This is a genomic window from Paenibacillus sp. J53TS2 (genome assembly GCF_018403305.1).
Lineage (GTDB): Bacteria > Bacillota > Bacilli > Paenibacillales > Paenibacillaceae > Fontibacillus > Fontibacillus rhizolycopersici.
In genome coordinates, this window is the sequence record NZ_BOSK01000007.1 from 235849 (window position 1) to 258311 (window position 22463).

At 55.9% G+C, this 22463-nt stretch carries 16 protein-coding genes and 1 riboswitch; of the genes, 3 read left to right on the top strand and 13 right to left on the bottom strand.

Annotated features, from left to right (window positions below; translation table 11 throughout):
* Window positions 1-12: 12 nt before the first annotated feature.
* From KJS42_RS16735 to KJS42_RS16745, 3 genes are read right to left on the bottom strand one after another with little or no spacing between them, the layout of a single operon-like run.
* The gene (locus KJS42_RS16735; RefSeq protein WP_213623514.1) at window positions 13-888 is read right to left on the bottom strand and encodes a MetQ/NlpA family ABC transporter substrate-binding protein; all 876 of its coding nucleotides are present in this window, start codon (window positions 886-888) and stop codon (window positions 13-15) included.
* 17 nt (window positions 889-905) lie between these two features.
* A complete protein-coding gene (locus KJS42_RS16740) occupies window positions 906-1577 on the bottom strand; it encodes a methionine ABC transporter permease (RefSeq protein WP_193415858.1) in 672 nt (223 codons plus the stop codon).
* Between the two features lie 11 nt (window positions 1578-1588).
* Window positions 1589-2353: a methionine ABC transporter ATP-binding protein gene (locus tag KJS42_RS16745; RefSeq protein ID WP_213623542.1), complete on the bottom strand. Its 765-nt coding sequence runs from the start codon at window positions 2351-2353 to the stop codon at window positions 1589-1591.
* A gap of 436 nt (window positions 2354-2789) precedes the next feature.
* Between KJS42_RS16745 and KJS42_RS23305 the strand changes: the two genes are divergently transcribed.
* Window positions 2790-3680 (top strand): collagen-like protein, encoded by an 891-nt coding sequence (locus tag KJS42_RS23305; RefSeq protein ID WP_280516412.1) that lies wholly within the window; start codon window positions 2790-2792, stop codon window positions 3678-3680.
* 165 nt (window positions 3681-3845) lie between these two features.
* On the opposite strand, the gene KJS42_RS16755 is transcribed toward KJS42_RS23305, so the two are convergent.
* From KJS42_RS16755 to KJS42_RS16770, 4 genes are all read right to left on the bottom strand, one after another.
* Window positions 3846-4745, bottom strand: a complete 900-nt coding sequence (locus KJS42_RS16755) for a nucleotidyltransferase domain-containing protein (RefSeq protein WP_213623515.1) — start codon at window positions 4743-4745, stop codon at window positions 3846-3848.
* 43 nt (window positions 4746-4788) lie between these two features.
* Entirely contained in the window at window positions 4789-5553 is a 765-nt protein-coding gene (locus KJS42_RS16760; RefSeq protein ID WP_213623544.1) for an SDR family NAD(P)-dependent oxidoreductase, read from the bottom strand.
* A gap of 168 nt (window positions 5554-5721) precedes the next feature.
* Window positions 5722-7056, bottom strand: a complete 1335-nt coding sequence (locus tag KJS42_RS16765) for an S-layer homology domain-containing protein (RefSeq protein WP_193415602.1) — start codon at window positions 7054-7056, stop codon at window positions 5722-5724.
* Between the two features lie 213 nt (window positions 7057-7269).
* A complete protein-coding gene (locus KJS42_RS16770; protein ID WP_155606375.1) occupies window positions 7270-7608 on the bottom strand; it encodes an ArsR/SmtB family transcription factor in 339 nt (112 codons plus the stop codon).
* A gap of 139 nt (window positions 7609-7747) precedes the next feature.
* On the opposite strand from KJS42_RS16770, the gene KJS42_RS16775 reads away from it, so the two are divergent.
* Window positions 7748-9154: an MFS transporter gene (locus KJS42_RS16775; protein ID WP_213623516.1), complete on the top strand. Its 1407-nt coding sequence runs from the start codon at window positions 7748-7750 to the stop codon at window positions 9152-9154.
* Window positions 9155-9249: 95 nt separating this feature from the next.
* On the opposite strand, the gene KJS42_RS16780 is transcribed toward KJS42_RS16775, so the two are convergent.
* From KJS42_RS16780 to sdaAB, 6 genes are all read right to left on the bottom strand, one after another.
* Window positions 9250-11784, bottom strand: coding sequence for an ABC transporter permease (locus tag KJS42_RS16780; RefSeq protein ID WP_213623517.1), 2535 nt, complete (start codon window positions 11782-11784; stop codon window positions 9250-9252).
* On the bottom strand, window positions 11771-12484 hold the full coding sequence (locus tag KJS42_RS16785; protein WP_155606372.1) for an ABC transporter ATP-binding protein: 714 nt from the start codon (window positions 12482-12484) through the stop codon (window positions 11771-11773). The genes KJS42_RS16780 and KJS42_RS16785 overlap by 14 nt, the downstream gene beginning before the upstream one ends.
* Before the next feature lie 122 nt (window positions 12485-12606).
* On the bottom strand, window positions 12607-13731 hold the full coding sequence (locus KJS42_RS16790) for a sensor histidine kinase (RefSeq protein WP_213623518.1): 1125 nt from the start codon (window positions 13729-13731) through the stop codon (window positions 12607-12609).
* Window positions 13728-14417 carry a response regulator transcription factor gene (locus tag KJS42_RS16795; RefSeq protein WP_155606370.1) on the bottom strand — a complete coding sequence of 230 codons (690 nt, stop codon included), beginning with the start codon at window positions 14415-14417 and terminating at the stop codon, window positions 13728-13730. Before KJS42_RS16795 ends, KJS42_RS16790 begins: the two co-directional genes overlap by 4 nt.
* Window positions 14418-14574: 157 nt before the next feature.
* Window positions 14575-15456, bottom strand: coding sequence for an L-serine ammonia-lyase, iron-sulfur-dependent, subunit alpha (gene sdaAA / locus KJS42_RS16800; RefSeq protein ID WP_155606369.1), 882 nt, complete (start codon window positions 15454-15456; stop codon window positions 14575-14577).
* Between the two features lie 16 nt (window positions 15457-15472).
* A complete protein-coding gene (gene sdaAB / locus KJS42_RS16805; RefSeq protein ID WP_213623519.1) occupies window positions 15473-16144 on the bottom strand; it encodes an L-serine ammonia-lyase, iron-sulfur-dependent subunit beta in 672 nt (223 codons plus the stop codon).
* A gap of 183 nt (window positions 16145-16327) precedes the next feature.
* A riboswitch (glycine riboswitch) is annotated at window positions 16328-16454 on the bottom strand.
* Between the two features lie 499 nt (window positions 16455-16953).
* Between sdaAB and KJS42_RS16810 the strand changes: the two genes are divergently transcribed.
* Window positions 16954-22413 carry a S8 family serine peptidase gene (locus KJS42_RS16810; RefSeq protein WP_213623520.1) on the top strand — a complete coding sequence of 1820 codons (5460 nt, stop codon included), beginning with the start codon at window positions 16954-16956 and terminating at the stop codon, window positions 22411-22413.
* Window positions 22414-22463 lie beyond the last annotated feature (50 nt).

Consider the following 22463-nt stretch of genomic DNA (forward strand, 5'->3'; position numbering starts at 1 on the left):
ACCTATTCCCCGTCAGAACGCCGGAAGGGCAATCTCGTTGTAATTGTCTTCAAGGAATTTTTTGACTTCCGGACTGGAAATCGCCTTCGCCAGCTTCTGGATCGGTTCCGAATCCTGATTGTCCTGGCGGGCGACCAAGGTGATCGCAAAAGCCGATTCCACGGTTTCTGTCAGCAAAGCGTCTTTCTTCGGCGTAAGACCCAGCGGGCTGGCATAAGCCGGAGTCATCAGCACCAAATCGGCGTCATCCAACATCCGCGCCAGCATCAGTAGATCAACTTCTTCGAATTTGTAATTGTGGCTATTTTCTACGATATCACCCACGGTAGCATGGATGCCCACGCCTTCCTTCAGTTTGATCACGCCGGCCTTATCCAGCATATCTAGCGATCGTCCCCCGTTCGTCGCGTCGTTTGCGATCACGATGGTCGCGCCGTCCGGCAATTCTTCCATCGATTTATAGCGTTTGGAGTAAGCTCCGTACACGGCATGATAAACCGGCTGAACCGGGACGAGGTTGGCGTTTTTATTCTTATTGTATTCTTCCATCCAAGGCACGTGCTGGAAGAAGTTCGCATCGACTTCTTTGTTCGCTAGCGCGTCGTTAGGCTGAATATTGTCGGACAACACGACGATCTCCAAGTTGATACCTTCCTCTTTGAGCTGCGGTTTAATGAGTTCAAGGATGTCGGTCATCGGCTGAATCAAAGACGCGACCTTTAACGTTGTCATTTCCGTCGTCTCGGACTCGGCCGCGGCCGGTGCGCCTACGCCTGTCTCCGCATTCCCGGTGTTTGAAGCGTTCGAAGCGTTGCCATTATTGCCGCATGCGCTTAATACCAATATCAGCAGGACCAGCGTCATCATCCATTTACCTGTCTTTATCATGATTTCTCCCTCCGTTATTAGCGTTTATCCAACCAACGGGACAACGCATTTCCTATAAATTGAATTCCTTGCACCAGAACAATCATCAGCAGGATCACCGCGGCCATCAGCTCGGTTTCGAACCGCTGATAACCGTAGCGGATGGCAAAATCACCTACGCCGCCGCCGCCAACCACGCCCATCACCGTGGAATAAGAAATAAAGCTGATCGTCGAGGAAGTCAGACCCAACACCAGGCCGGACCGGGCTTCCACATATAGAAACTTCGCCACAATCTGAAGCTTCGACGCCCCCATGGACCGCGCCGATTCGATTACGCCTCGCGGCACCTCGAGTAGCGATTGCTCGACAAACCGCGCATAAATCGCAATCGCAACGACCGCAAGCGGGATGGAGGCCGCCAGCGTCCCGATCGCCGTACCGACGATGAGACGGGTGAGCGGAATCATAAACACCACCAGCAGCAGGAACGGAAAGGAACGAATGACATTAACCGCTCCGTTCAACAGGCCATACCCCAGGCGGTGTTCATAAAGCTGGCCTTTGCCGGTTAGATACAAGGCGGTTCCCGTCGGCAAACCGAGGAGAACGGCAGCGAGCAGCGCGATCCCAACCATGGCGAACGTCTCGCCGACCGCTTCGCCAATTTGGCTGCGATACTGGATGAAGTTGTCCCACATCAAGGTCATATCAAACACCCTCACACCTCCGTCCCGCCAAGCAACAATTCCCTGTAAGAAGCGCTGTAGCCTGCGATACCGGAGGTTCCGGCCTCCGCTTCGTTTCGTTCGAGCGTAAACGCATCGATCAACCGGCCGTCCCCCATCACCGAAACCCCTTGACAGATGCTGCGGACCACGTCCATCTCATGCGTGACGATCACGATCGTCACTCCCAGCGTCCGATGGATATGCAGCAGCACTTCCAGAATCTCCGCAGTCGTCTTCGGGTCCAGCGAGGAGGTCGGCTCGTCGCAGAGCAGGATGTCCGGCCGACTGGCCAACGCCCTGGCGATGGCCACTCGCTGCTTCTGCCCACCGCTGAGGGAAGCCGGGTATTGGCCGGCCTTGTCCTCCAGACCGACAAAACGCAGGCATTCCCGTACACGGTTAAGGCGCTCCCTCCGGTGCAAACCGGCAAGTTCCAACGGCACGGAAACATTGCCGCTGACCGTGCGATTATTCAGCAGATGAAACTGCTGAAAGATCATGCCGATCGAACGCCGCACTTCACGCCGCGTGGTCTCGGGGAGCGCAGTAAGCTCCTGGCCCAGTACCGTCACGGTTCCCTGATCCGGCAGCTCCAAGGCGTTCATCATTCGCAGCAGCGTCGATTTACCGGCTCCGCTGGGACCGATGATACCGTGGATGGTGCCTTGCGGAACCCGCAGGGATACATCGCGCACCGCCTCGAATCGTCCGTTCTGCAAGCTGTAGGTTTTGCTGACATGCTCCAAAGTGATGATAAGCGCCCCCCCTTTCGGGTTGCTTCTGTATTACTTATTTTAAAGTCCTGTTTCATCGAGCTTTCACCAGTTGATTATAGACTATTAATTGCGCTGTGTCACTAATTCTTATTGATTATTATAAAACCAAGGGCAATCCTTCCACGCAATCTTCGTAAACGTGCTGGGGGGAGAAAACAAATCTATGGGCGGGAAAATCAATACCATTGTTTGCCGGGAGATGTCGAACGGAAATAGGAGAGGGCTTGTCCTAGCTTGGCTTAGAAGCTAGTAATTACAGTAAGCAGGAAAGTGTTTTCAGAGAGTTGGGGGCTTCCAATCCTTGGGGTTTAGGCAAAAACCGCTTTCTGCGCATAGAGGTCAATCGTCCAAACATTCTGCCGAATAGACAATACACTAAGGTTGAATCAACATTATTGGAGGTGTAACGACTTAGATGGGAATGAACGAAAGCAAGCATTGCAAACCACGCAAGCACCGTAAACTTCGGAAACTGCACAAAGGCCACAAAATCCACAAACGCCACTTCCACCATGTAAAAGGAAAAAAGATTAAGATCATCAAAATCAAGGTAAAGCCAAACATTAAAGTGCAAGCCCCGCAAGGGCCGATGGGAATTCAAGGCGTCTCGGGTCAACAAGGCATTCCGGGCCCGCAGGGAGTTCCCGGTCCTGCCGGACCCGTCGGACCTATCGGACCCGTAGGGCCCGTAGGGCCGGTCGGACCCCAGGGATTGCGAGGTCTAACCGGCGAAACCGGACCGGCAGGACCGCAGGGCTTACCTGGACCGCAAGGACCCGCAGGGCCGGCAGGACCCGCTGGAGGGCCTCCTGGACCTCCCGGACCGGCAGGACCCGCAGGGCCGGCAGGGCCAGCAGGAGCAGTAGGACCCGCAGGGCCAACAGGACCCGCGGGACCCGCGGGAGGCATCTCCGACTTTTTAAGTATTTATCGCGTTGACCCCGGTCCTGGAACCGATACGGTGCCTGGCAATACCGCCATTACGTTCAACGGGCTCTTGGCAAACTCCGGCGGAGCGTTTATCTTCACGCCCCCATCCTCTACAGTAACCATCACGGAAGCAGGAGCGTATTTGGTCAACTTTACGGTCCACAATCAGGGAGATGCAGCTTTCAACCTGACCATTAATGGTGCTCCGATCACGCCGGCCCCATTTACCGGAAATGGCGGCGGCCCTACCTCGGCAGAGGTCATCGTTAGCATCCCGACCGTACCGGCAACCCTTCAAATCGTAAATGCAAGTGCCACACCTGTTCAGTTGCATAATCAGTTAAACTCGACCTTAACGATTTTGAAATTGGCATAATTCCTTTCGTTCCATCGATTATATCGGCCTGCCCTGGATTTGGCAGGTCTTTTTTCTATTATCGTATTCGGACCTCTTGCTGAATGTGCAGGGATATCGGTCCTATCAGCTATTGAACTACGAGACAGAGTTTCCTTATTGAGATAGGTAGGGTGAGTTCCAGGCCTATGAAACGCTCGGGCCTTCTGAGAAATGGCCCCCCCAAACCTCCTGCAGTACAGATCGAAACAATTCATCCAGCCTGTCGTGCAGCTTATCCTTGCTCCGGTTTCGGGATTCCAGCCCCGGAGCAAGCCTCTCAAAATAAGCCACGCGCTCGGTCAAATATTCGTCCAACCGGGGAAGGCGGGGCTCCGGTTCCGGTTTGGCCCTGCTTTTCTTACGCGTCAGTAGCAATCCGATCTCCTCCCGGAGCCCGCCGCCGCTTACGTCCGGCAGTGCCGCCTCGACGAGCTTCTCGATGTCCATCGGCGGCGGCGTTCCGCGGCGCTCGATCCAAGCGCAGGCCAGCAACGGCCGGAGGACGTAAAAGTAGGCCTTGGGCGCGGCCTTCTCGCCTCTCAGCTCTGTCCGCAGGTTGCGCTTCGCCATATGCAAATAATGGTGGATGGCCGCCTTGGCGGAGAAGGCGTGCGGCGTCAGGGCCTGCAGCCGTTCCGGAAACCGAAAGGCTTCGGCGTAGACGATCGGCGAAGCCAGCCACTCGAATAAGGCCGGATTGCCTTTGCCGAGCAGCGACAACGCCTTGCGCAGATCCCAACCGGCCAGGTCAAGACCGCCGGCGTTCCCCGGCTGAGCCGGCACGGAACCCTCCTCTCCAGAGTGGGCAACCTCCGTGCCGATGCCGATTAGGCGCTCGATGACGTCTCTTTTGTCCTTGATCGACAAATACCACTCCACCGGCCGCACGTAAATGAACCTCACGTCGTAATCGCTGGCGGCTGACGCGTACGCCCAGGCTCGGCTGCCCGCTTCGCAAGCGTATAAAATCCGCACCCGTTCCGTTTTCTCCACCTGCCGCAATTGGCTCAAGATCAACGATGGATTGTCTTCCGTATGCTCCATCCGCGCTATCTCCTTTCTCGCCCGACCTAGCCGGATCCCTCGCCTAGATCGCCGGCATCACATTGCCGCCGCTGACCGGGAGGTAAGCCCCCGTGATAAATCCGGCCAACTCCGAAGCCAGGAACGCAACCGCATTGGCGATATCCTGGTCTTCGCCTCGGCGTTTCAAAGGAACCCCTGCGATATAGGCCGCATCATTTCGATCCGCAAGTTCGCGGTCACGGTCGCTGATCGTCCAGCCTGGAGCTACCTGATTGACGGTGATCCCGTGTTCTCCTACCTCCTTAGCCAGGACGCGGTATACGCCGTCCATGCCTCTTTTTCCCGCCGTATAGGCCGATTGGTTAGGAAAATTCTGCATGGCGCATTCGGTATTGATCCCGATGAACCGCCCCGATCCTTTGCCGATCATCGCCGGAATAAACGCCTTGGCTAGAAACACGCTCTGCAGCACGCAAGATTCGAACTGGCTCACGTAATCCTCCGCCGGTTGTTCCAGAACCGAGGTCCAGTTATATTGCACAACCGCATTGGCTACCACGATATCCGGATCGCCTAGCTCCGCCGCCACCTTCGCTTGCATGGCTCTAATCTCCGCTTCCTTCGTAATGTCGCCCCGCACGGTGATGGCCGTTCCGCCGGCCGCGGTAATCTCCCGCTGTAATTCCTGCGCTTTGGCCTCATTATGGACATAGTGAATGGCCACCTTCGCTCCGCAAGCCGACAACGTCCTTGTCATGACCCGGCCCAATTGGCCGGTCGCTCCGGTAATGAGCGCAATTTTCCCCGATAGATCGATATGAAGCATCATTACGTTACCTCCTTGAACTTGGTGTCCCCCGCTTGGACCTTCATCGGGCATTACTCCCATTCTACCTTCCGGCTACTGGAAAAGCGAACCGCAAAAAGGCCCGGCAAAGGAGAAACCTCTCCTTGGCCAGGCCCTTTGCGGTCGTGAATGTAGGGCAGCGACAGATTACTGTGATTTGGCCGCAATCGAGAACACGACGGTCTTGGCGTTGTTATCGACCAGCACGCTCACCGAGAAATCCCCGACCGTTGCCTGCTTGTCGGCCAGCGGTCTGCCGGCTTCTACTTCAGCGCAAATCGCGTCAAACCAGCGGCGAAACGCGATAGCGTCGTAGGAAAACAGTTGATTGGCAAACAACTCGATCGATTCCGTGTTACGAGCTAAGGTTCCTTCCCGAAGCCGAACGGTGATGCCATAGGTGTTGTACGTCGGATCGAGCCAAATCGCCGCTTCCTCCGCCGCCGTCCCGCTGGAGGAGCCGCCCCCTCCTGCCGCCGTCGCCTGCTGCACTGCCGCCTTCTCCTTCTCGTCCTTGAACAGGCGCAGCGTTGTATCAAACAAATCGTAGTTGGTACCGCGCAGCTGACCGGCCTTCCGTAAGGTATCATAGGCATCCCACATCCGTTTGTCGGGGAAAGCGACGATTCTTTGCCCCCCACTGGCGGTTGGGACGAGCCGTTGCAGCTTTCCTTCCTCCGGTTGAATCGGGATTCGCTTGGTTTTGTCGGTCAAACGGTTAAGCAAGACCAGCGCCTCGGCCCGCGATACAGTTCGTCCGACACCGAAATTTCCGTCCGGGTATCCCTGCATGATCCCCTTGATCAACGATTCGGCGATAAACTTCTGCTGGCGGTCGCTTGCGCTGGTCAAATCCCCATAGGACGTAGCCACCGTCCTGCCAAACTGTTCATCCTCCAAAAATTCGGTTTCCTGCAGCGTGTAATAGATCACTTCCGCCACATTTTCCCGGGTCATCCCGGTTTGGAAATCGTTGTAACGGCTCTTGTTCAAAAAATTCAAATCGCTCGCCACATCGATATACGGCTTGGCCCAATAGCCCGTCATCGCCGGTTTGAAGTCGTAGTAACGATAATCCTGCTTCAGGATCGTTCGATTCTCTTCGCTCAGGGATTCGAGGAAAGACGCCCGCCAAGTGCGTTCCAGGTTCGGATGCTGCTCGCTGTAGGACAAGATCAACATCTTGATGAACTGATCCACCTGCACCGGTTCGTTAGGTCGGAAGGTCCCGTCCGGGTAACCGTTCAGAATTCCCTGTGTAACCATTGACTCGATTTCCTTCTGCGCCCAATGTCCGCGAATATCTTTAAAACCAGCGGGATCTCCGAATACAGCAGCTGCCCCCGCTGTAGACGGACCTATGAGTACATCCGCCGGCCCGTATCCCCCGGCTAAGCCGAATAACAAGACAGTCAGCAAGCAAAACGCCGCCCCTTGACGCCGTCTCCGTTTGAAGATGCGCTTCCAAATCTTTCTGATCATTACTACAGCCTCCCAAGTCTTGACACATGATGCGTTATGTACAGCACACGCAAATACGCTGCCACTACTCAGAAAACCATAATTCAGGCCGGATGTGAATAGGCCGAACGACAGCCGGAATTTCGGCATGGCCGCGCGGCTTCGCCTGCGCCAAACGAACCGGCAATAAGGCCCGGAGCAGGGCTCCGGGCCCGGGTAAACCTTAGATCCTCATTACTCGGATATGGTGCTTTTATCCTTCTCGCCGGATTTCTCGTAAGCCTGGAGGATCGAATCAAGCAAACCCGGAAAGCGGTATTCCAAATCTTCCTCCCGCACCGACATAAACCGCTGCGTGCCTTGGATGCGGGTAAACACGACACCGGCTTCCCGCAGCGCCCGGACATGATGCGACAACGTCGATTTGGCGATCGGAACCTCGAAATAGTTGCACGGCCGTTCGCCGCTGCGGCGCATTTCAGCCACGACACTGAGCCGAATGGGATCACTCAAAGCGTACAGCACAGAAGACAACTGAATGTCGTCCCGGTCAGGATGATACAGAACTTTCATTAGGAAAACTCCTTTATAATAAAAATTCGTGGTGAATTTATATTTCCCTAATTGCATCATAAGCCAAGGCATGCTATATTTCAATTGTTCGATAATATTCGAACATTAAAACAAAGAAAGAGTGGGTGAAATCAATACCATGCGTACCGCCTCCACCGAAACCATCCATCCCGTGACGCCGGCGAATCCGCCTTCCGCGATTAGAGAGGGATTGATAACGGCGTTGCTCTCCATTGCCGTCGTGTTAGTTATCATGAATACGGCGATGTTTAACCTGGCGTTGCCGGACGTCACCGAAGACTTCCGCTTGTCGGCTGCCGTCACATCCCTGATCGTCACCGGCTACTCGATCATGTTCGCCATCTCTTCCATCACGTTCAGCCGGCTTTCCGATTTCCTGCCGATTCGGCGCTTGCTGGCGATTGGACTTACGACGCTGGGAATCGCCGCCATAGCCGGGTTGTTTAGCCCGAGCTTCTGGGTTCTTCTTGCGGTCCGTGTCGTTCAGGCCTCTGGAGCTGGAGCGGTTGTCTCTCTATCCTTGGTTACCTTATCCCGTTACGTGCCCATCGAGCGGCGCGGCAAAGCGATGGCTTTGATTATGTCGGCCGTATCGTTGGGTCTTGGCCTTGGCCCTGTCGCCGGCGGCGCGATTGTCGAATACTTCGGCTGGAGATACTTGTTTGTCGTCACGGCGTTAACCTTGTTGCTGGTGCCGCTCTTTCTACGGCACATTCCAAGAGAACAACCGGTTCGCGGCGCATTCGACACCCTCGGCGCGATATTCGTAGCCGTCGGCACGACCGGGTTGCTGCTATTTTTGACGGAGCATTCCTGGGTGGCGCTGGCGTTTGGCGTTGCTGCGCTGGCCCTGTTCGTCTGGCGGATTCGCACCACCTCCGATCCGTTCGTCTCGCCTGCGTTGTTTCGCAACGGGTCGTACCTGGCTTTGTCGATCGTCGGCATCGCTTCGTATTTGTGCAGCTTCGCCACATTGTTCCTACTGCCGCAAATCTTGGTGCACCGCTTCGGATTAACCGCTAGCCATGCCGGGCTAATCATCTTCCCGGGCTCGATCTTGGCGATGGTAGCTTCTCGCAAAGTCGGCTCCGTCATCGACCGTCACGGCAACGGCGCGATCTTGCGGTATGTTCCGCTGCTCGTGCTGAGCTCCATGGTCCTATTCGCCTTGTTCAGCGGGCAATCCTGGCTAGCCATCCTATTCATTTATATGCTGATTAGCTTAGGTTTTACAATGCTCTCGAGCAGCGTATCGAACGAAATTCCCCGTATTCTGCCGGCATCCCAGGTGGGTTCAGGGATGGGGCTCTTCCAGTTGCTGCAGTTTTTCAGCGGGGCGTTTAGCGTCGCTATGGCCTCCAGCGCTATGGAATGGCAGCACGGTCTATCGTTATCCGCCGCTTACTCCAACATTTTCTGGGGTCTGATGGTGATGGCGTTGCTCGCTCTCGGTTCGTCATTCGTCTATTTGCGTAGCGTTGCTGTACAAGGAAGCCCACGGCAAGGTCCCTCTGTTGAACTGTAACCCGGTTGAGCATAGCGAAACCCCTGGAGCACGTTCGGAACGTATGGCGTCCGACGCCACCCCAGGGGTCTTGCTGTTCCCGGCCATCCGGGGATTTATTCGGCTTCCCGTAATCTAGCCACAATCGTGGCATGCGACAACCTGCGGTAAGAAGCTAGTGTCACGATCAATGCCATCAAGATGAGCAGTGTAATCAGGCTTGCGATCGGTAAAGGACTCATCCGGAAATCCGTAAACGCCATACCGTCCGCAATCCCTTTGGCAACCAGGTACGTCAAGCCCATCCCTGCCGTGCCCACGATCAAGCTGGTAAGCAATACGCTGTAGAGGCCTTCCAATACAAGCATCGCTCTTAATTGACTCCGGGTCATGCCAATGCTCTCTAAAATAGCGAATTCGCCTCGTCTTGACCACATGCCTGTGATCACCGTATTGATGTAATTGAGGATTCCGATCAGGCCAATCACTAAGCTCAAGCTGTAGCCGATCATTTGAAAAATCCGAATAAACCCTTGCATCTCCTTCTTATAATCCTCCCGTGATTTGACGACTAGGCTGGGATGGGATGCCGTAAAGGATTTCACCGCCGATTCGACTTCACCAAGTTTAGCAGGATCGACGTGAAGGGTCACAGACAATAGAATCGGGTCTTTCACTGACTTTACGAACTCATCCGCCGGCCAAAACACCTTAAAACCTCCAACGGTGTAGTATTGGGTTCCCGCCGCATATAGCGCATCCGAACCTAACACCGCCATCACCTTGTAACTCTTGTTCATCCCGTCGAACCGGATGGATTCGCCTGGCTGATAATAACGAGCATATTGATCGGACCCCAGCATCGCTTCCGTTACAAGCACATAATCACCGGTGTCGAACTTGTTCCGGTCAAACGTCCCAGCGACAATATCCTTCGGATCGATCACCTTGTACCACCCCGGATCGAGTCCATGGAACTGCAGATCGACAGCCTTATTTTCCTTAATCCAGGCAATCGGAGACTCCTCGGGGGTTTCCGCCGTCGATAGAGGCTCAATCACACGCTGAATCTTCTCGTTCAGTGGAAACGAAGCCTTGCGGAAATATACTTTGTCCATGCTAGCGACCCCGTCGATTTGCTTTAACTTCTGCGAGAACTCCTCCGTTAACGCAGCGTCATCCGGAGCAGGAACATCTCCCCGCCCGCCGACGTCTTCCTTAATCACGAAATCCCCCGTAATAAAACTGTTCAAATATTTATTGACGCTGAACGAAGAAATAACGGTGAAGATGACACTGAACAAGATGATGCTTAATGACAAAGAGGCCAGCATGAGCAGCAGTTTCCTTTTGGATCGGAACAAATTGGCGAAGGCCATACGCGAGAGCTTCGCCCCATACGACGAACGTTTCAGCTTTCGGCCCAGACTCCGGTTCTCGTTCCCGGCGATACCGGAAAATTTCACCGCTTCGACCGGGGAAATTCGCGACGCGGTGCGACCTGGTTTGCTGGCAGCGATCCGTACCGTCAGATAGGCAAAGAGCGCCGCCCCGATAAAGATCAAAGGGTTGCCAGAGCTCACCGTCTCCTCCGCCACTTCGCTGGAGAATCCGCTCATCAGCGGCATCAGACCTACACCGATTCCGTACCCCAACGCCAAACCAATGGGAAGGCCCACCAGATAAAGACGATTCGCTTGCATGGAAACGACGCGTTTCAATTGACGTGGTGTTGTTCCGATCGTCTTCAAGAGACCATAAAACTTGATATCCCGTACCACGGAGATATGAAAAATATTGTAAATTAACAGATATCCGCTGATCATAATGATCAGAATGAGCACAAGAAACGGAATGACATTGGCCGGATCTTCCTCTAGGCCAACGCTGCTATACGCCCAATTTACCCCGTACGGGGCATCCACTCCGGTATCTGACAGCACCTTTTGCAGCTTCTTCTCAATGCCGAAGGAATGATCGAACATCACGTCCAGCCGAATCGTATTGACGTAACTGCCCGTTTTCCGGGTCTGCATCGGATCGATCCGGGATAGATGCTGTTGGACGAAAGCCTCCGAGACGAACGCCATCCCTGCCATCGATAAATTCCGGTCTGCTGGAAAAAAACCCGACACCACAAACTCCTTCGTAACCGCTTGCCCATCAATATCCAGATCCAGCTTCACCTTGGCCCCGAGTTCATGGGGCACTCCGAGCAAATCCAGCACCCAGGTACTCGTTGCGACCCCATTCTCCTCGGTTGGCAAACTGCCTTTCTCGAATCGGATGAAGCTGTGCTTCGCCTCGTTCTCGTCGATTTGATCGATTTCCAGCGCCGTACCGCGAAATACGTCGCTCGTCGCACGGCCAACCAGTACGGATTGGCCATACTCTTTGATCGACGGGTGCTGCCGGATCTTCTCCGCCTCTGCGGGAGTCAAGTATTTAAAGCTGCCGTGATAGTCGCCGCCGGCCGTCTTCATTTTGGTCAACTGCATCGATTCGTTGATACTGAACGCCATCGTAAACACCGAAGTGAGCAGCAGCGTCGTCAGGATGATGGCACTGACGATCATTGCGTTACGCGGCAGATTTGCCTTCAAGCTTCGGTTGACGATGGTTGTGATTCCTGTTCGTTTATTCGTGGTCATTCGACGCCCCCGCCCCTCTTCCGGCACGGTTGGAGCGGCTGACGATTTGGCCGTCCTCGATCCGCACGATTCGATCCGCGGTGAGCGCGATCTCTTCATTGTGCGTAATCATCACGATCGTCTGGTGGAATCGTTCGCTCATCTGCTTCAGCAGAACCATCACTTCCTGGCTTGTTTTACTGTCCAGGTTGCCGGTCGGCTCGTCCGCCAAAACAATGGAAGGCTTGGTGGCCAGCGCCCGGGCAATCGCCACCCGTTGCTGCTGTCCGCCAGACAGATTCGCTGGCAAATGGTACATCTTATCGGACAGCCCAAGCGCACCGATCACCTGCTCCACATGCTCCCGATCTACGCGAGCCCCGTCCAACTCGATGGGCAACACGATATTTTCGTATACATTCAAGATGGGAATCAGATTGTAGCTTTGAAATACAAAGCCGACTGAACGTCGCCGAAAAATCGTCATCTTCTCGTCATTCATGGCATAAATATCGTTTCCGTCCACATGCACCTTGCCTTCGGTGGGACGGTCCAACCCGCCCAACAGGTGGAGCAGCGTGCTTTTTCCGCTGCCGCTTGTGCCAACGATCGCAACGAATTCGCCTTTATCCACGCTTAGCGTGATCCCATTCAGCGCCTGGACGGCGTTAGACCCTAGGCCATACGTTTTCTTCAACTCTTCAACTTGCAGGATCGGCATACCGGTTTCTACCTCCCAACAAAAAATCCTGTACCTTATTCGTACAGGACTTACTGTAGCAAACGAATCTTTCGTTCGGATGTCCGAAAAATAACAAGATCGACATAATCCATCACTTTCACTTATAGGCTAGGTAAAAATAAAGAGAATACCGAACCCTCGCCTAGCTTGGACGACACCTTAAGGTACCCGCCCTGCGCCGCGATAATCTCCCGTGCCAGATACAGGCCGATTCCGACGCCTTCCTGCTGGGCCGCTTGCTTGCTACGATAGAAACGCTTGAAGATATCGTTCCATTCTTCCTCCGCGATCCCCATGCCCTGATCAGCAACATCGATGCGGACGAACATTTCGCCCGCCAGCGCCGAAATATGCAGGCCGCTCCCAGCGGCGCTGTATTTGACTGCATTTTCCAGCAGGTTAAACAACGCTTCGCCCGTCCATTTCGGATCGTGCCTTGCCGAGATAACCGGGTCACAGTTAATTGCGATTTGGATCCCTTTGCGCTCTGCGGTTGCATAAACCTGAGAGACCGCTTGCGTAATCGTTGGAATCAGCGGCGATACGATGGTTTGCAGAGCGATCATCCCCGCCTCGAGCCGGGACATTTTGACCAAGGACCCGATCAGCCAATCCAGCTTGGCGGCCTGCGCCTTGATCTGAGCCGCATACTGGCGGGCCTCTTCACCCAAATTCGGGACTTCTCCCAGCAGTTCCCCGTATAGCATAATGCCGGATAGCGGCGTTTTCGTTTGATGTGAAATATCGGAGAGAAGCGTCTGAAGATGGCCCCGCTCCGCTTCGACCTCCTCTTCGCGCGCCCGGGCCAGCTCGACATAACGGATCACCTTGTTCTCGAGCGCGGAAAGCTCCGTCTCTTCATAACCGGTGAGCCGCTGTTGACCCGCGATCGCGGTATCCACGATCTCATATGCTGCACGGATGGCGTTTGCGGACCTGGCCCGCAACGTCCAGGCGAATGAACCGGCTATGAGGAGCAACGCCGCCGCGAAAACGATGGGGATCCAAATCGGCGGGGTAAACACTTCCCCCGCCCATACCCAGGAAGCCAGCGGATAGCCCAGCACGAACAAGACAAACAGCGCACCGTAGGCTACGTAAACCCAATCGAAGGCCAACCCATTCCGGCGCGGTGAACCGGTCAGTCCATCCGTCCGCAGAGGAATGTGACGTGCTGCGAACTTGGCAAGTCCGTGCTCTCCGTTAGTCGCTCCATCGGTTGTCATGTCTGCACCCCCGCATCGGCCCAAAGGTATCCCAAGCCGTAAACCGTCTTGATATATTGGGGCGCAGCGGGATCCTCCTCGATTTTAGTCCGCAATCGCTTGATCGTGACGGTCAGCGCATTTTCATCCACAAATTCGGAATCTTGCCCCCATACGAGATAAATCAACTGCTCCCGGGGCAGGACTTGTCCCCGGTGGTTCACGAGCGCTTTCAGCAGCTTTTGTTCCGTCACACTAAGCGAGATGGCTGCGCCTTCCTTGCGGTAATCCATTTTGCCAAAGTCAAACGCGAGAGAACCGATGTTCACTTTATCCTCGCGACTGGGGTCGCAGCGCCGAAGCACAGCCATCACCCGAGACCGCAGCACCATTAGGCTGAACGGTTTCGTGATGTAGTCATCCCCTCCCATCTCGAAGCCCATCACAATATCGGACTCCATATCGTTCGCGGTCAGGAAGATGACCGGCACCCGAGAAGCTTCCCTAAGCTTGGCGCAAAAGTCCAGGCCGCTTCCGTCCGGCAGCCTGACGTCGAGCAGCACCAGATCGATCCCGCCGGCCGCAAACCTTTCTTCCGCCCCCGCCAGATCATAGGCTTGCTCCACGGCGACTCCGTCCCTCGCCAATGTCAATGCGATCCCTTTGTTTAAGCCCACATCATCTTCAACAATCAGAATGCTCGTCATGATTCCGTACTTCCTTTCCTTCCGGTCATTCCTACAAGCAAATTATACATGAACGTAACCTCGGATAAATCGTTTAACTATGACATAGATCCAACAGAAAGCGCCGCAACCCGATTTGCAGGCCGCGGCGCTTGGATTTAGAAAGACAGGTGACATTTTACTTCTTACGACTCCGCAGCTCCTTCATAATTTTGCGACCGGTTGGCGTTTGTGCCAGCCCGCCTTGCGCGGTTTCGCGGTGGCGGCTGGGCATCGCCGACCCGACCTCCAGCATCACGTCGATGACTTCGTCCGATGGGATTGCGCTGCGTACGCCGGCCAACGCCATATCGGCGGCTGCCAGTGCGTTTACCGCGCCGAAGCCGTTGCGTACGATGCAGGGAATCTCCACCAACCCGCCGACGGGATCGCAGATCAAGCCCAGCGTGTTCTTGAGCGCGAGGCCGACAGCGTGCACCGCCTGCTCCGGCGTCCCACCGCGCAACTCGACCATCGCCCCGGCTGCCATTCCGATCGCCGAACCAATTTCGGCTTGGCAGCCGCCTTCCGCGCCGGAAATAAACGAGTTGTTGGCGATCACGTAGCCGATGGCCCCGGCGCTGAACAACCCGCGCACGAGGTGCTCATCTTCCCAGCCGAAGCGCTCCTGGGCGCTGACGAACACGCCCGGGATGATGCCGCAGGAGCCCGCCGTCGGCGTAGCGACGATCCGCCCCATCGAGGCGTTAACCTCCGACACCGCCAGCGCATAGGCCATGGCCTGGCAAGCGATGTCGCCGACGGAGGCCTCACCACGGCTTCGATAGGTCTCGACTCGTTTGGCGTCGCCGCCCGTCAGACCGCTTGTGGAGACGATGTCCTCCGTCAGCCCCTTGCGTACCGCCGATTTCATGATTTGATAGTATTCGCCCATGGCGGCCAGGATCTCGGCCTCCGATTGCCCGCTCTCCGCCGCCTGATCCTGGATCATGATGCCGGATATCGTCTGGGATTCCCGCTCGCACAACCCCACCAGTTCCCGCAAATTTCTAAAACGCATCCTGCCCACTCCTTTCTTATCTCGTCAGATCGATATAAGCAACCTGGTTGACATGCTCCAGCGACTCAATCGCCTTCATCAGTTCCGATGGGATCGGCGAGTCGGCTTCCACCACGGTCAATGCTTCGCCGGTACGTCCTTTCCGATCGGTAATGATGTAGCCGATATTCACGTACTCCCGGCTGAACAAGGCGGTAATGCCCGCCAGAACTCCTTGGCGATCGGCATGGGATACGACCAGGGTCGGCAGCTCGCCCGAGCTCTTCACCTCAAAACCGTCGATGCTGCGGATGACGATCGTCCCACCCCCGATGGAAGCGCCCGTCACCTCCGTATGCCGGCCGTCTTGGCCGGTTAGTTTTATTTTTACCGTATTCGGATGAGCTCCCGGCTGTACTCCTGTGGTAAAGGACACCTCGACCCCTTGCTCTTCGGCGTCCTGCAGCGAATGACGAATTCGCTCGTCGTCCGTGCGGTAATCGAGGATGCCGCCAACAACGGCCAAATCGGTACCGTGTCCGCTGTACGTTTCGGCAAAAGAGCCGTAGAAGCAAATCGCCGCTTCCGCCGGCACGCTTCCAAACAGCTGACGGGCAAATCGTCCAATCCTCACCGCCCCGGCCGTATGTGAGCTGGAGGGCCCGATCATCGCGGGACCGATAATGGAGAACACGTTTTTGAATCGCATGGATTAATCTCTCCCTTGTTTACATTCAAGATGACCAAGCCGCCTATCACGAAAAAGAGACAGAACAAAAAGGCCGCTGCCCTTCTGCTCTGTCCCCGTTACCTGAAAGTTTAATGTTCCCGGAGAACCATTGGCCCGGGATCCATGTACCTCTTGGGTGGCTGATCGCTCTCTCCAGAGTGGCGTCCGATCATGGTCCTTGTACCTGAGAGATTCGGTTGCCGATTGCAGGACCGGCCCTTTGCTCCTTCGGTGCCGCTCCTCGGCTTACCCTAGCGGTACGCCCAGCGGACTCTCCCATCATCCTCATTCGCCTGTATGAATTGTATTAATGTAAAACGAAGTTAGCAAGATGTCAAGATAACTCACATAACGTTGCGTATTTCGTCAATCTATTTTAGTCATATTTTCCTATTTTTATGTGAAAATATGGTTATTTTTCATATGCAACCACTTGTATCCTTAATTTTACAGATATATACTATCCCCAACAACTCCAGATTTTACCTTATTTTATGAATTGTTGAAAATAAGGTGCACTCCGCGTCAACTTTCCTTCACATCAGGATCACTTGGATTTCCGTTACGCCTCTCACTCCGCATCCGGCTTCAACTACAACTTCTCATCCACCATGGTGTACCCGCATTTGCATCAACCACTTTGATGAAGGAGGTGATGAACAAAGGGACGTTTGCTCTTGCTTGATCCGTTTTCAGGCATAACGTGTCCGGACCTTGCTGAACGTTGCTCCGGGCGGCCGCCAAAGGATGTCTGCTGCACTTAAAACCTCATAAAGGGAGTGAAGAAGTTGATAAGTCTCAAGAGATTTCGCACATCTTTCTCGCTTGGCATGTCGATCCTTCTAGCGTTGACCCTCGTTCCCGCAGCCTCTGCCGACAGCAGTGGAGTTTCGGGAAAAACCAGCCTGAAATCGACCGCGCCTCACGTGGCTGAAGCCAAAATCGACGCCAAATTGCAGACTCAGTTTAAGCAGGACGACTTCGTCACCTACCTTGTCAAACTCAAAGAACAAACCGATACGGCCTCGGTCGCCAAACTGGCTCTCCAGAAAGCCACGCTGGAGAAAGCCACACCTTCCGCCGCGAAGCTTTCCGCTCGAACCTCCGTCGTCAGCGCGCTTCGCGAAACCGCCTCCCGCAGCCAATTCGCATTGGAGGATTACTTGCAGAAAGCCCAGCAATCCGGAGACGTAAAAGACTACCAAAGCTACTTTATCGTAAATGCCATGGCGGTGACAAGTACAAAAGAGGTACTGGAGCAAATCGCCCTTTTTCCTGAAGTGGAGAAGATCCTTCCGAATGAAGAGCGTCACTTGCAAAAGGTCGAAATCCATAAAGAATCGGCAATGCAACCTGCCGTAGAGGCACCATCCGTAAAACCGGCTGACGGTAAGTCGTCACCGCTGGACGGTGCAAGCAAGGACCCCTCCACCGTCACGCCTAGCAGCGTCGAATGGAATATCGCTCAAGTCAATGCCCCCGAGGTTTGGAACATGGGCATCGACGGGACAGGCATCGTCGTCGCCAACCTCGATACCGGCGTCGAGCTGAACCACCCGGCCTTGAGAAGCAAATGGCGTGGATTTGATGCCTCGGGCAATATCGTCGACCCCGAGCTTAGCTGGTATGATCCGCATAGCCATGCTTCACTGCCGACGGATGGCCACGGCCACGGCACGCACACCATGGGAACGATGGTCGGTTCGGAGCCGGACGGCTCGAATCAGATTGGGGTCGCGCCGGGAGCCAAATGGATCGCGGTCCGCATCTTTAACCCCTCCACCACGGACGCGATCATCCTCGATGGCGGCCAGTGGCTGCTGGCCCCGGTGGATGCCGAAGGAAATCTCCATCCGGAGCTCGCTCCCGATGTCGTCAACAACTCCTGGGGCGGCGGACCTGGCATCGACGAATGGTTCCGCCCGATCGTGCAGGCTTGGCGAAGCGCGCAGATTTTCCCCGAGTTTTCGGCGGGCAACGTTGATGAATTCAACCCGGGCGGCCCCGGTTCCGTAGCCGCACCGGCCAACTATCCCGAGGCATTCGCCACCGGCGCCACGGACATTAGCGGGAATTTGGCCGACTTCTCGTTGCGGGGCCCCTCGCCTTACGATGAAGTTAAACCGGAGGTTTCCGCACCGGGCGTGAACATCCGCTCCTCCGTTCCAGGCGGAGTCTATGAGGGCGGCTGGGACGGCACCTCGATGGCAGGTCCGCATACGACGGCGATCGCCGCGCTGCTGCTGCAGGCGAACCACTCCCTCACGGTAGACCAACTGGAGGATATCCTGACCAGCACGGCCACGCCTCGGACGGATAGCGAATATCCCACCTCGCCCAACAATGGGTACGGGAGCGGGATCGTCAATGCGCTGGACGCCGTCGGCTCCGTCCTGCAAGGGGTCGGAACCGTCTCCGGGCGCGTAGTCACCTCCGGAGAGGACCTGGACGAGCCAACCTTGGAACATGCGCCGCCTACTTTAGTATATGAAGGCTTCGACGCGACGCTTTCCGCACGCGTCAGCGACGATGTCGCCGTCACATCGGTCGAGTTTTACGCCAAGGAAGCAGGAACCAGCCATTATTTATACCTTCCGGCCAAACGGGTTTCCGGAAACGAGAAGGACGGTGTATATGAAGCCACCGTACCCGCCTTCCTAATCGGGACGGCTGGACTTGAATATTACATTCGGGTGAACGACTTCGGCAACAACGGGTTTGACAGCAAGCCGTACGCCGTCACGGTGTCGGCCGGCATCGCGCCCGGGTATCTCCAGGATTTCGAGACGGAGACCACCGGGTTCCAGTCTGGCGGTACCGGGAACACCTGGGCCTGGGGAACGCCGGTTAGCGGACCGGGCAGTGCCTATTCCGGCGACAAGGTGTATGCCAGCAATTTGACCGGAAGTTACGCCTCCGGCGCCGATTCTTATCTGCTGACACCGCCGATCGATTTAACGGATAGTCCGCGTGGGGCGCTGCTTTCTTTTAAACATTGGTATGACCTGGAAGCAGGGCGCGATTTCGGCACGGTGTACATCGCTTCCTTGGATTCCGACTACGCCTTCGTACCGCTGGCGGAATTCACCGGCACGAGCGGGGGCTGGAAAACGCAATACCTGGACCTGCGCGACTATGCCGGTCAGCAGATTTACTTGCAGTTCGGACTGAGCAGCGACGGCTCCGTGCAGAAGGCTGGCTGGTACTTGGACGACCTGTCCCTGCAAACACCTGACGCCATCGCACCTGCGGCACCGACCGATCTGACCGGCTCCGTCAACTTTGCCGGAAGCGCCGAATTGTCCTGGTCCCCGTCTGTCGATGAAGACGTGAAGTTGTACACCGTCTATCGCTCGACCACTTCGGGATCCGGTTATGCGGCCATCGGAACTACCTCGCAAACGGAATTTACCGATACGGCAACCGAGACCGATCATACCTACTATTACGTGGTTACCGCTACGGATTACAGCGACAATGAAAGCGCCAAGTCCAATGAGCTGGAGCTGGCGGTCGTGCGTCCGGCGACGGTATTCAGCGACAACTTCGACGGCAGCAGCGACAATGGTTGGACGCACAGCGGGACGAGGGACGAATGGGAACGCGGCACTCCTGCAGAACCTGGACCGGCCAGCGCGGTCTCGACGCCAAACGTCTGGGGGACCGACCTCGACAACAACTATGAGAATGGAGCAAGCGCCTCCCTCGTCTCTCCGACGATCGATTTGAGCGCCATCAATAATGCCACGCTGCTGTTTGATCAGTGGTTCGAAATCGAAACCAATTACGATAACGGCTATGTGGAGATCAGCTCCGACGGCGGGAACACGTGGAACGAGCTGGGCAAATTTTCGCACAGCACCAACGGCAAGCAATGGAGCTCGGTTTATTACAATCTCGATGCTTACGCCGGAGAACAAGTCAATGTGCGGTTCCGATTAACGACGGACGGCAGCGTCGTGAAAGCCGGCTGGTATATCGACAACGTTCAGGTGCTTAGCGCGAATACGCCGGAATCTCTGGTCACAAAAAACGTGCTTGGCGAAGCAGGCACGAAAACGGACAAGGTGGTGAAATCCGGACCTGCCTTTAAACTGACCCGTATGAGCAAGACCGAATACGAACAGCTCGTGAAGTCCGCGAAGCCTGCCGGAGACATCGGCATTAGCAGCTTGCCGGCCAGTGCTACCGTAACGGTGCTGGAAACCGGACGTTCGGTGAAAACCGATCCCGCCACCGGACGGTACAGCTTGAACCATGTCGCCGGAGATTATACGCTGAAAGCGGAAGCCTACGGATATTATCCGCAAACGGCGAATGTTACCGTTGCCGATCAGACAAATGCCAAAGTGAACTTTCATCTGCAGCCGATTCCGAAAGGAACCCTCGGCGGGACGATTACCGACGAACGCACCGGAGAGCCGATTTCTGGCGCTACAATCATGGTGCTTGAAGACGCGACGATCGCCCCTCAAACGACTGGAGCCGACGGCAGCTTCTCGTTCGAGGTGCTGGAAGGGACCTATACGTTGTCGGTCAGAGCGGCCGACTATTACGGGAATACGCGAACCGTTACGGTACCGCCGAACGGAACGGCCGACGGCTCGTTAGCCCTCAAGCCTTTCGTGGGCTTGCCGGGCGAAATCGCCTACGATGATGGCACGGCGGAGAATGCCTGGGCCTTCAACGCGGCCAACAATGCGTGGGCTGTACGCATGACGCCGGACGCCGGCGCGGCGCAAGTCACCGGCGCGTCGATCCGATTCTGGAACACCGAATGGCCGGTTCCTGGCGGAACTGCCTTCCAATATGCCGTTTATGATGCATCGGGACCGGGCGGGGCACCGGGGCGGCAATTAGCCGGTCCTTATGACGGCACCGCGCTGCGCAACGACCAATGGACCGTGCTCGAATTGCCGGAGCCGGTCACCGTCGAAGGCGACTTCTATATCGTGTATATACAAACCTTGGCCGGAACGAGCGCTCCGGGAGTAGCCACCGACGAAACCAGCCCGAACGCCCATCGCAGCTGGAATCGGATCAGCGGAACATGGGCCTTGACGGACGAAGAAGAAGGCAATTACATGATTCGCGCCACCGTGCGCTATCCGGTCAACGCGCCGATGATTACGTCTCCGTCGGACGGGGCTTACACGAATCAATCCACCTTCACCGTCACCGGAACTTCGCCGGCCAACAATGCCGACGTTAAAGTCTACAACGGCACGGAGCTCGCGGGAGAAACCACGGTCGAGAACGGACAATTCAGCCTGCCGATCGAACTTCACGATGGAGCCAACGCCTTGTCCGCCGAAGTGATCATGAACGGGAAAACAACCGACCGTTCTCTGCCAGTCACGATTACGCTGGACACCACCGTTCCAGATCTGGATGTCGTTTCGCCGGCAGATGGCTTCCGCACCAATTCGGAGGTGCTGAATGTGACGGGTTCGGCGCTCGATGAGTTCCTGAGCAAGCTGACCGTGAACGGACAAGAGGTACCGCTGGAAGGCGGCGGCGCATTTGCGTACCGCTTGCTGATCAATGCGGGAGAGAATCTGGTTACCGTTACTGCTTCGGACCTCGCTGGGAACGAAACGACGGTCACCCGGACCGTCTACGTGGATACCGAGCTGCCGGAGATCGCCAATCTGTCGCCGGCAGAGGACGTCCATCTGACAGCGGGAGAAGCGTTGACGGTATCCTTCGACAGCGTCCCGGGACTTGCGGCTTCGTTCCGCATCGAATTGCCGCTGTCGTTATCCGGCGGCACGAGCAGCGGTATTCCACTCACGGAAACGACGCCGGGACATTATGAGGGAACGTATACGACGCCCGCATCGCTTGTCCTGGAAGGCGGCCTGATCGTGGTGACGGTTCGGGACACGGCAGGGAACCTCGGCGACTTCCAGGCACCGGGCCGCTTGTTCGTTAGCGCGCCGGGCGAAGATCCCGGGGAAGATCCTGGGGAGGAACCTGGAAACACCCCGAACGTTCCGCCGGTAGCCGTGATCGATGCCGTAGAGCGTGCGGCCAAGAATAAGCAGATCGACTTTGACGGATCGGCCTCTTCGGACGCCGACGGCCATATCGTCCGCTATAGCTGGTCGTTCAGCGACGGCGGCACGGAGCTCGGCCCCAAAGTCAATCACCGTTTCTCCGCCGCCGGGGGTTACACCGTCACCTTGACGGTGACCGATGACGACGGCGCCGTAAGCACGGTGGTTCACAAAATCGTGATCCGGTAACTTTCGGACTCAAAGCAAATCAGCCCCAAGCGGTTTACGCCGCTTGGGGC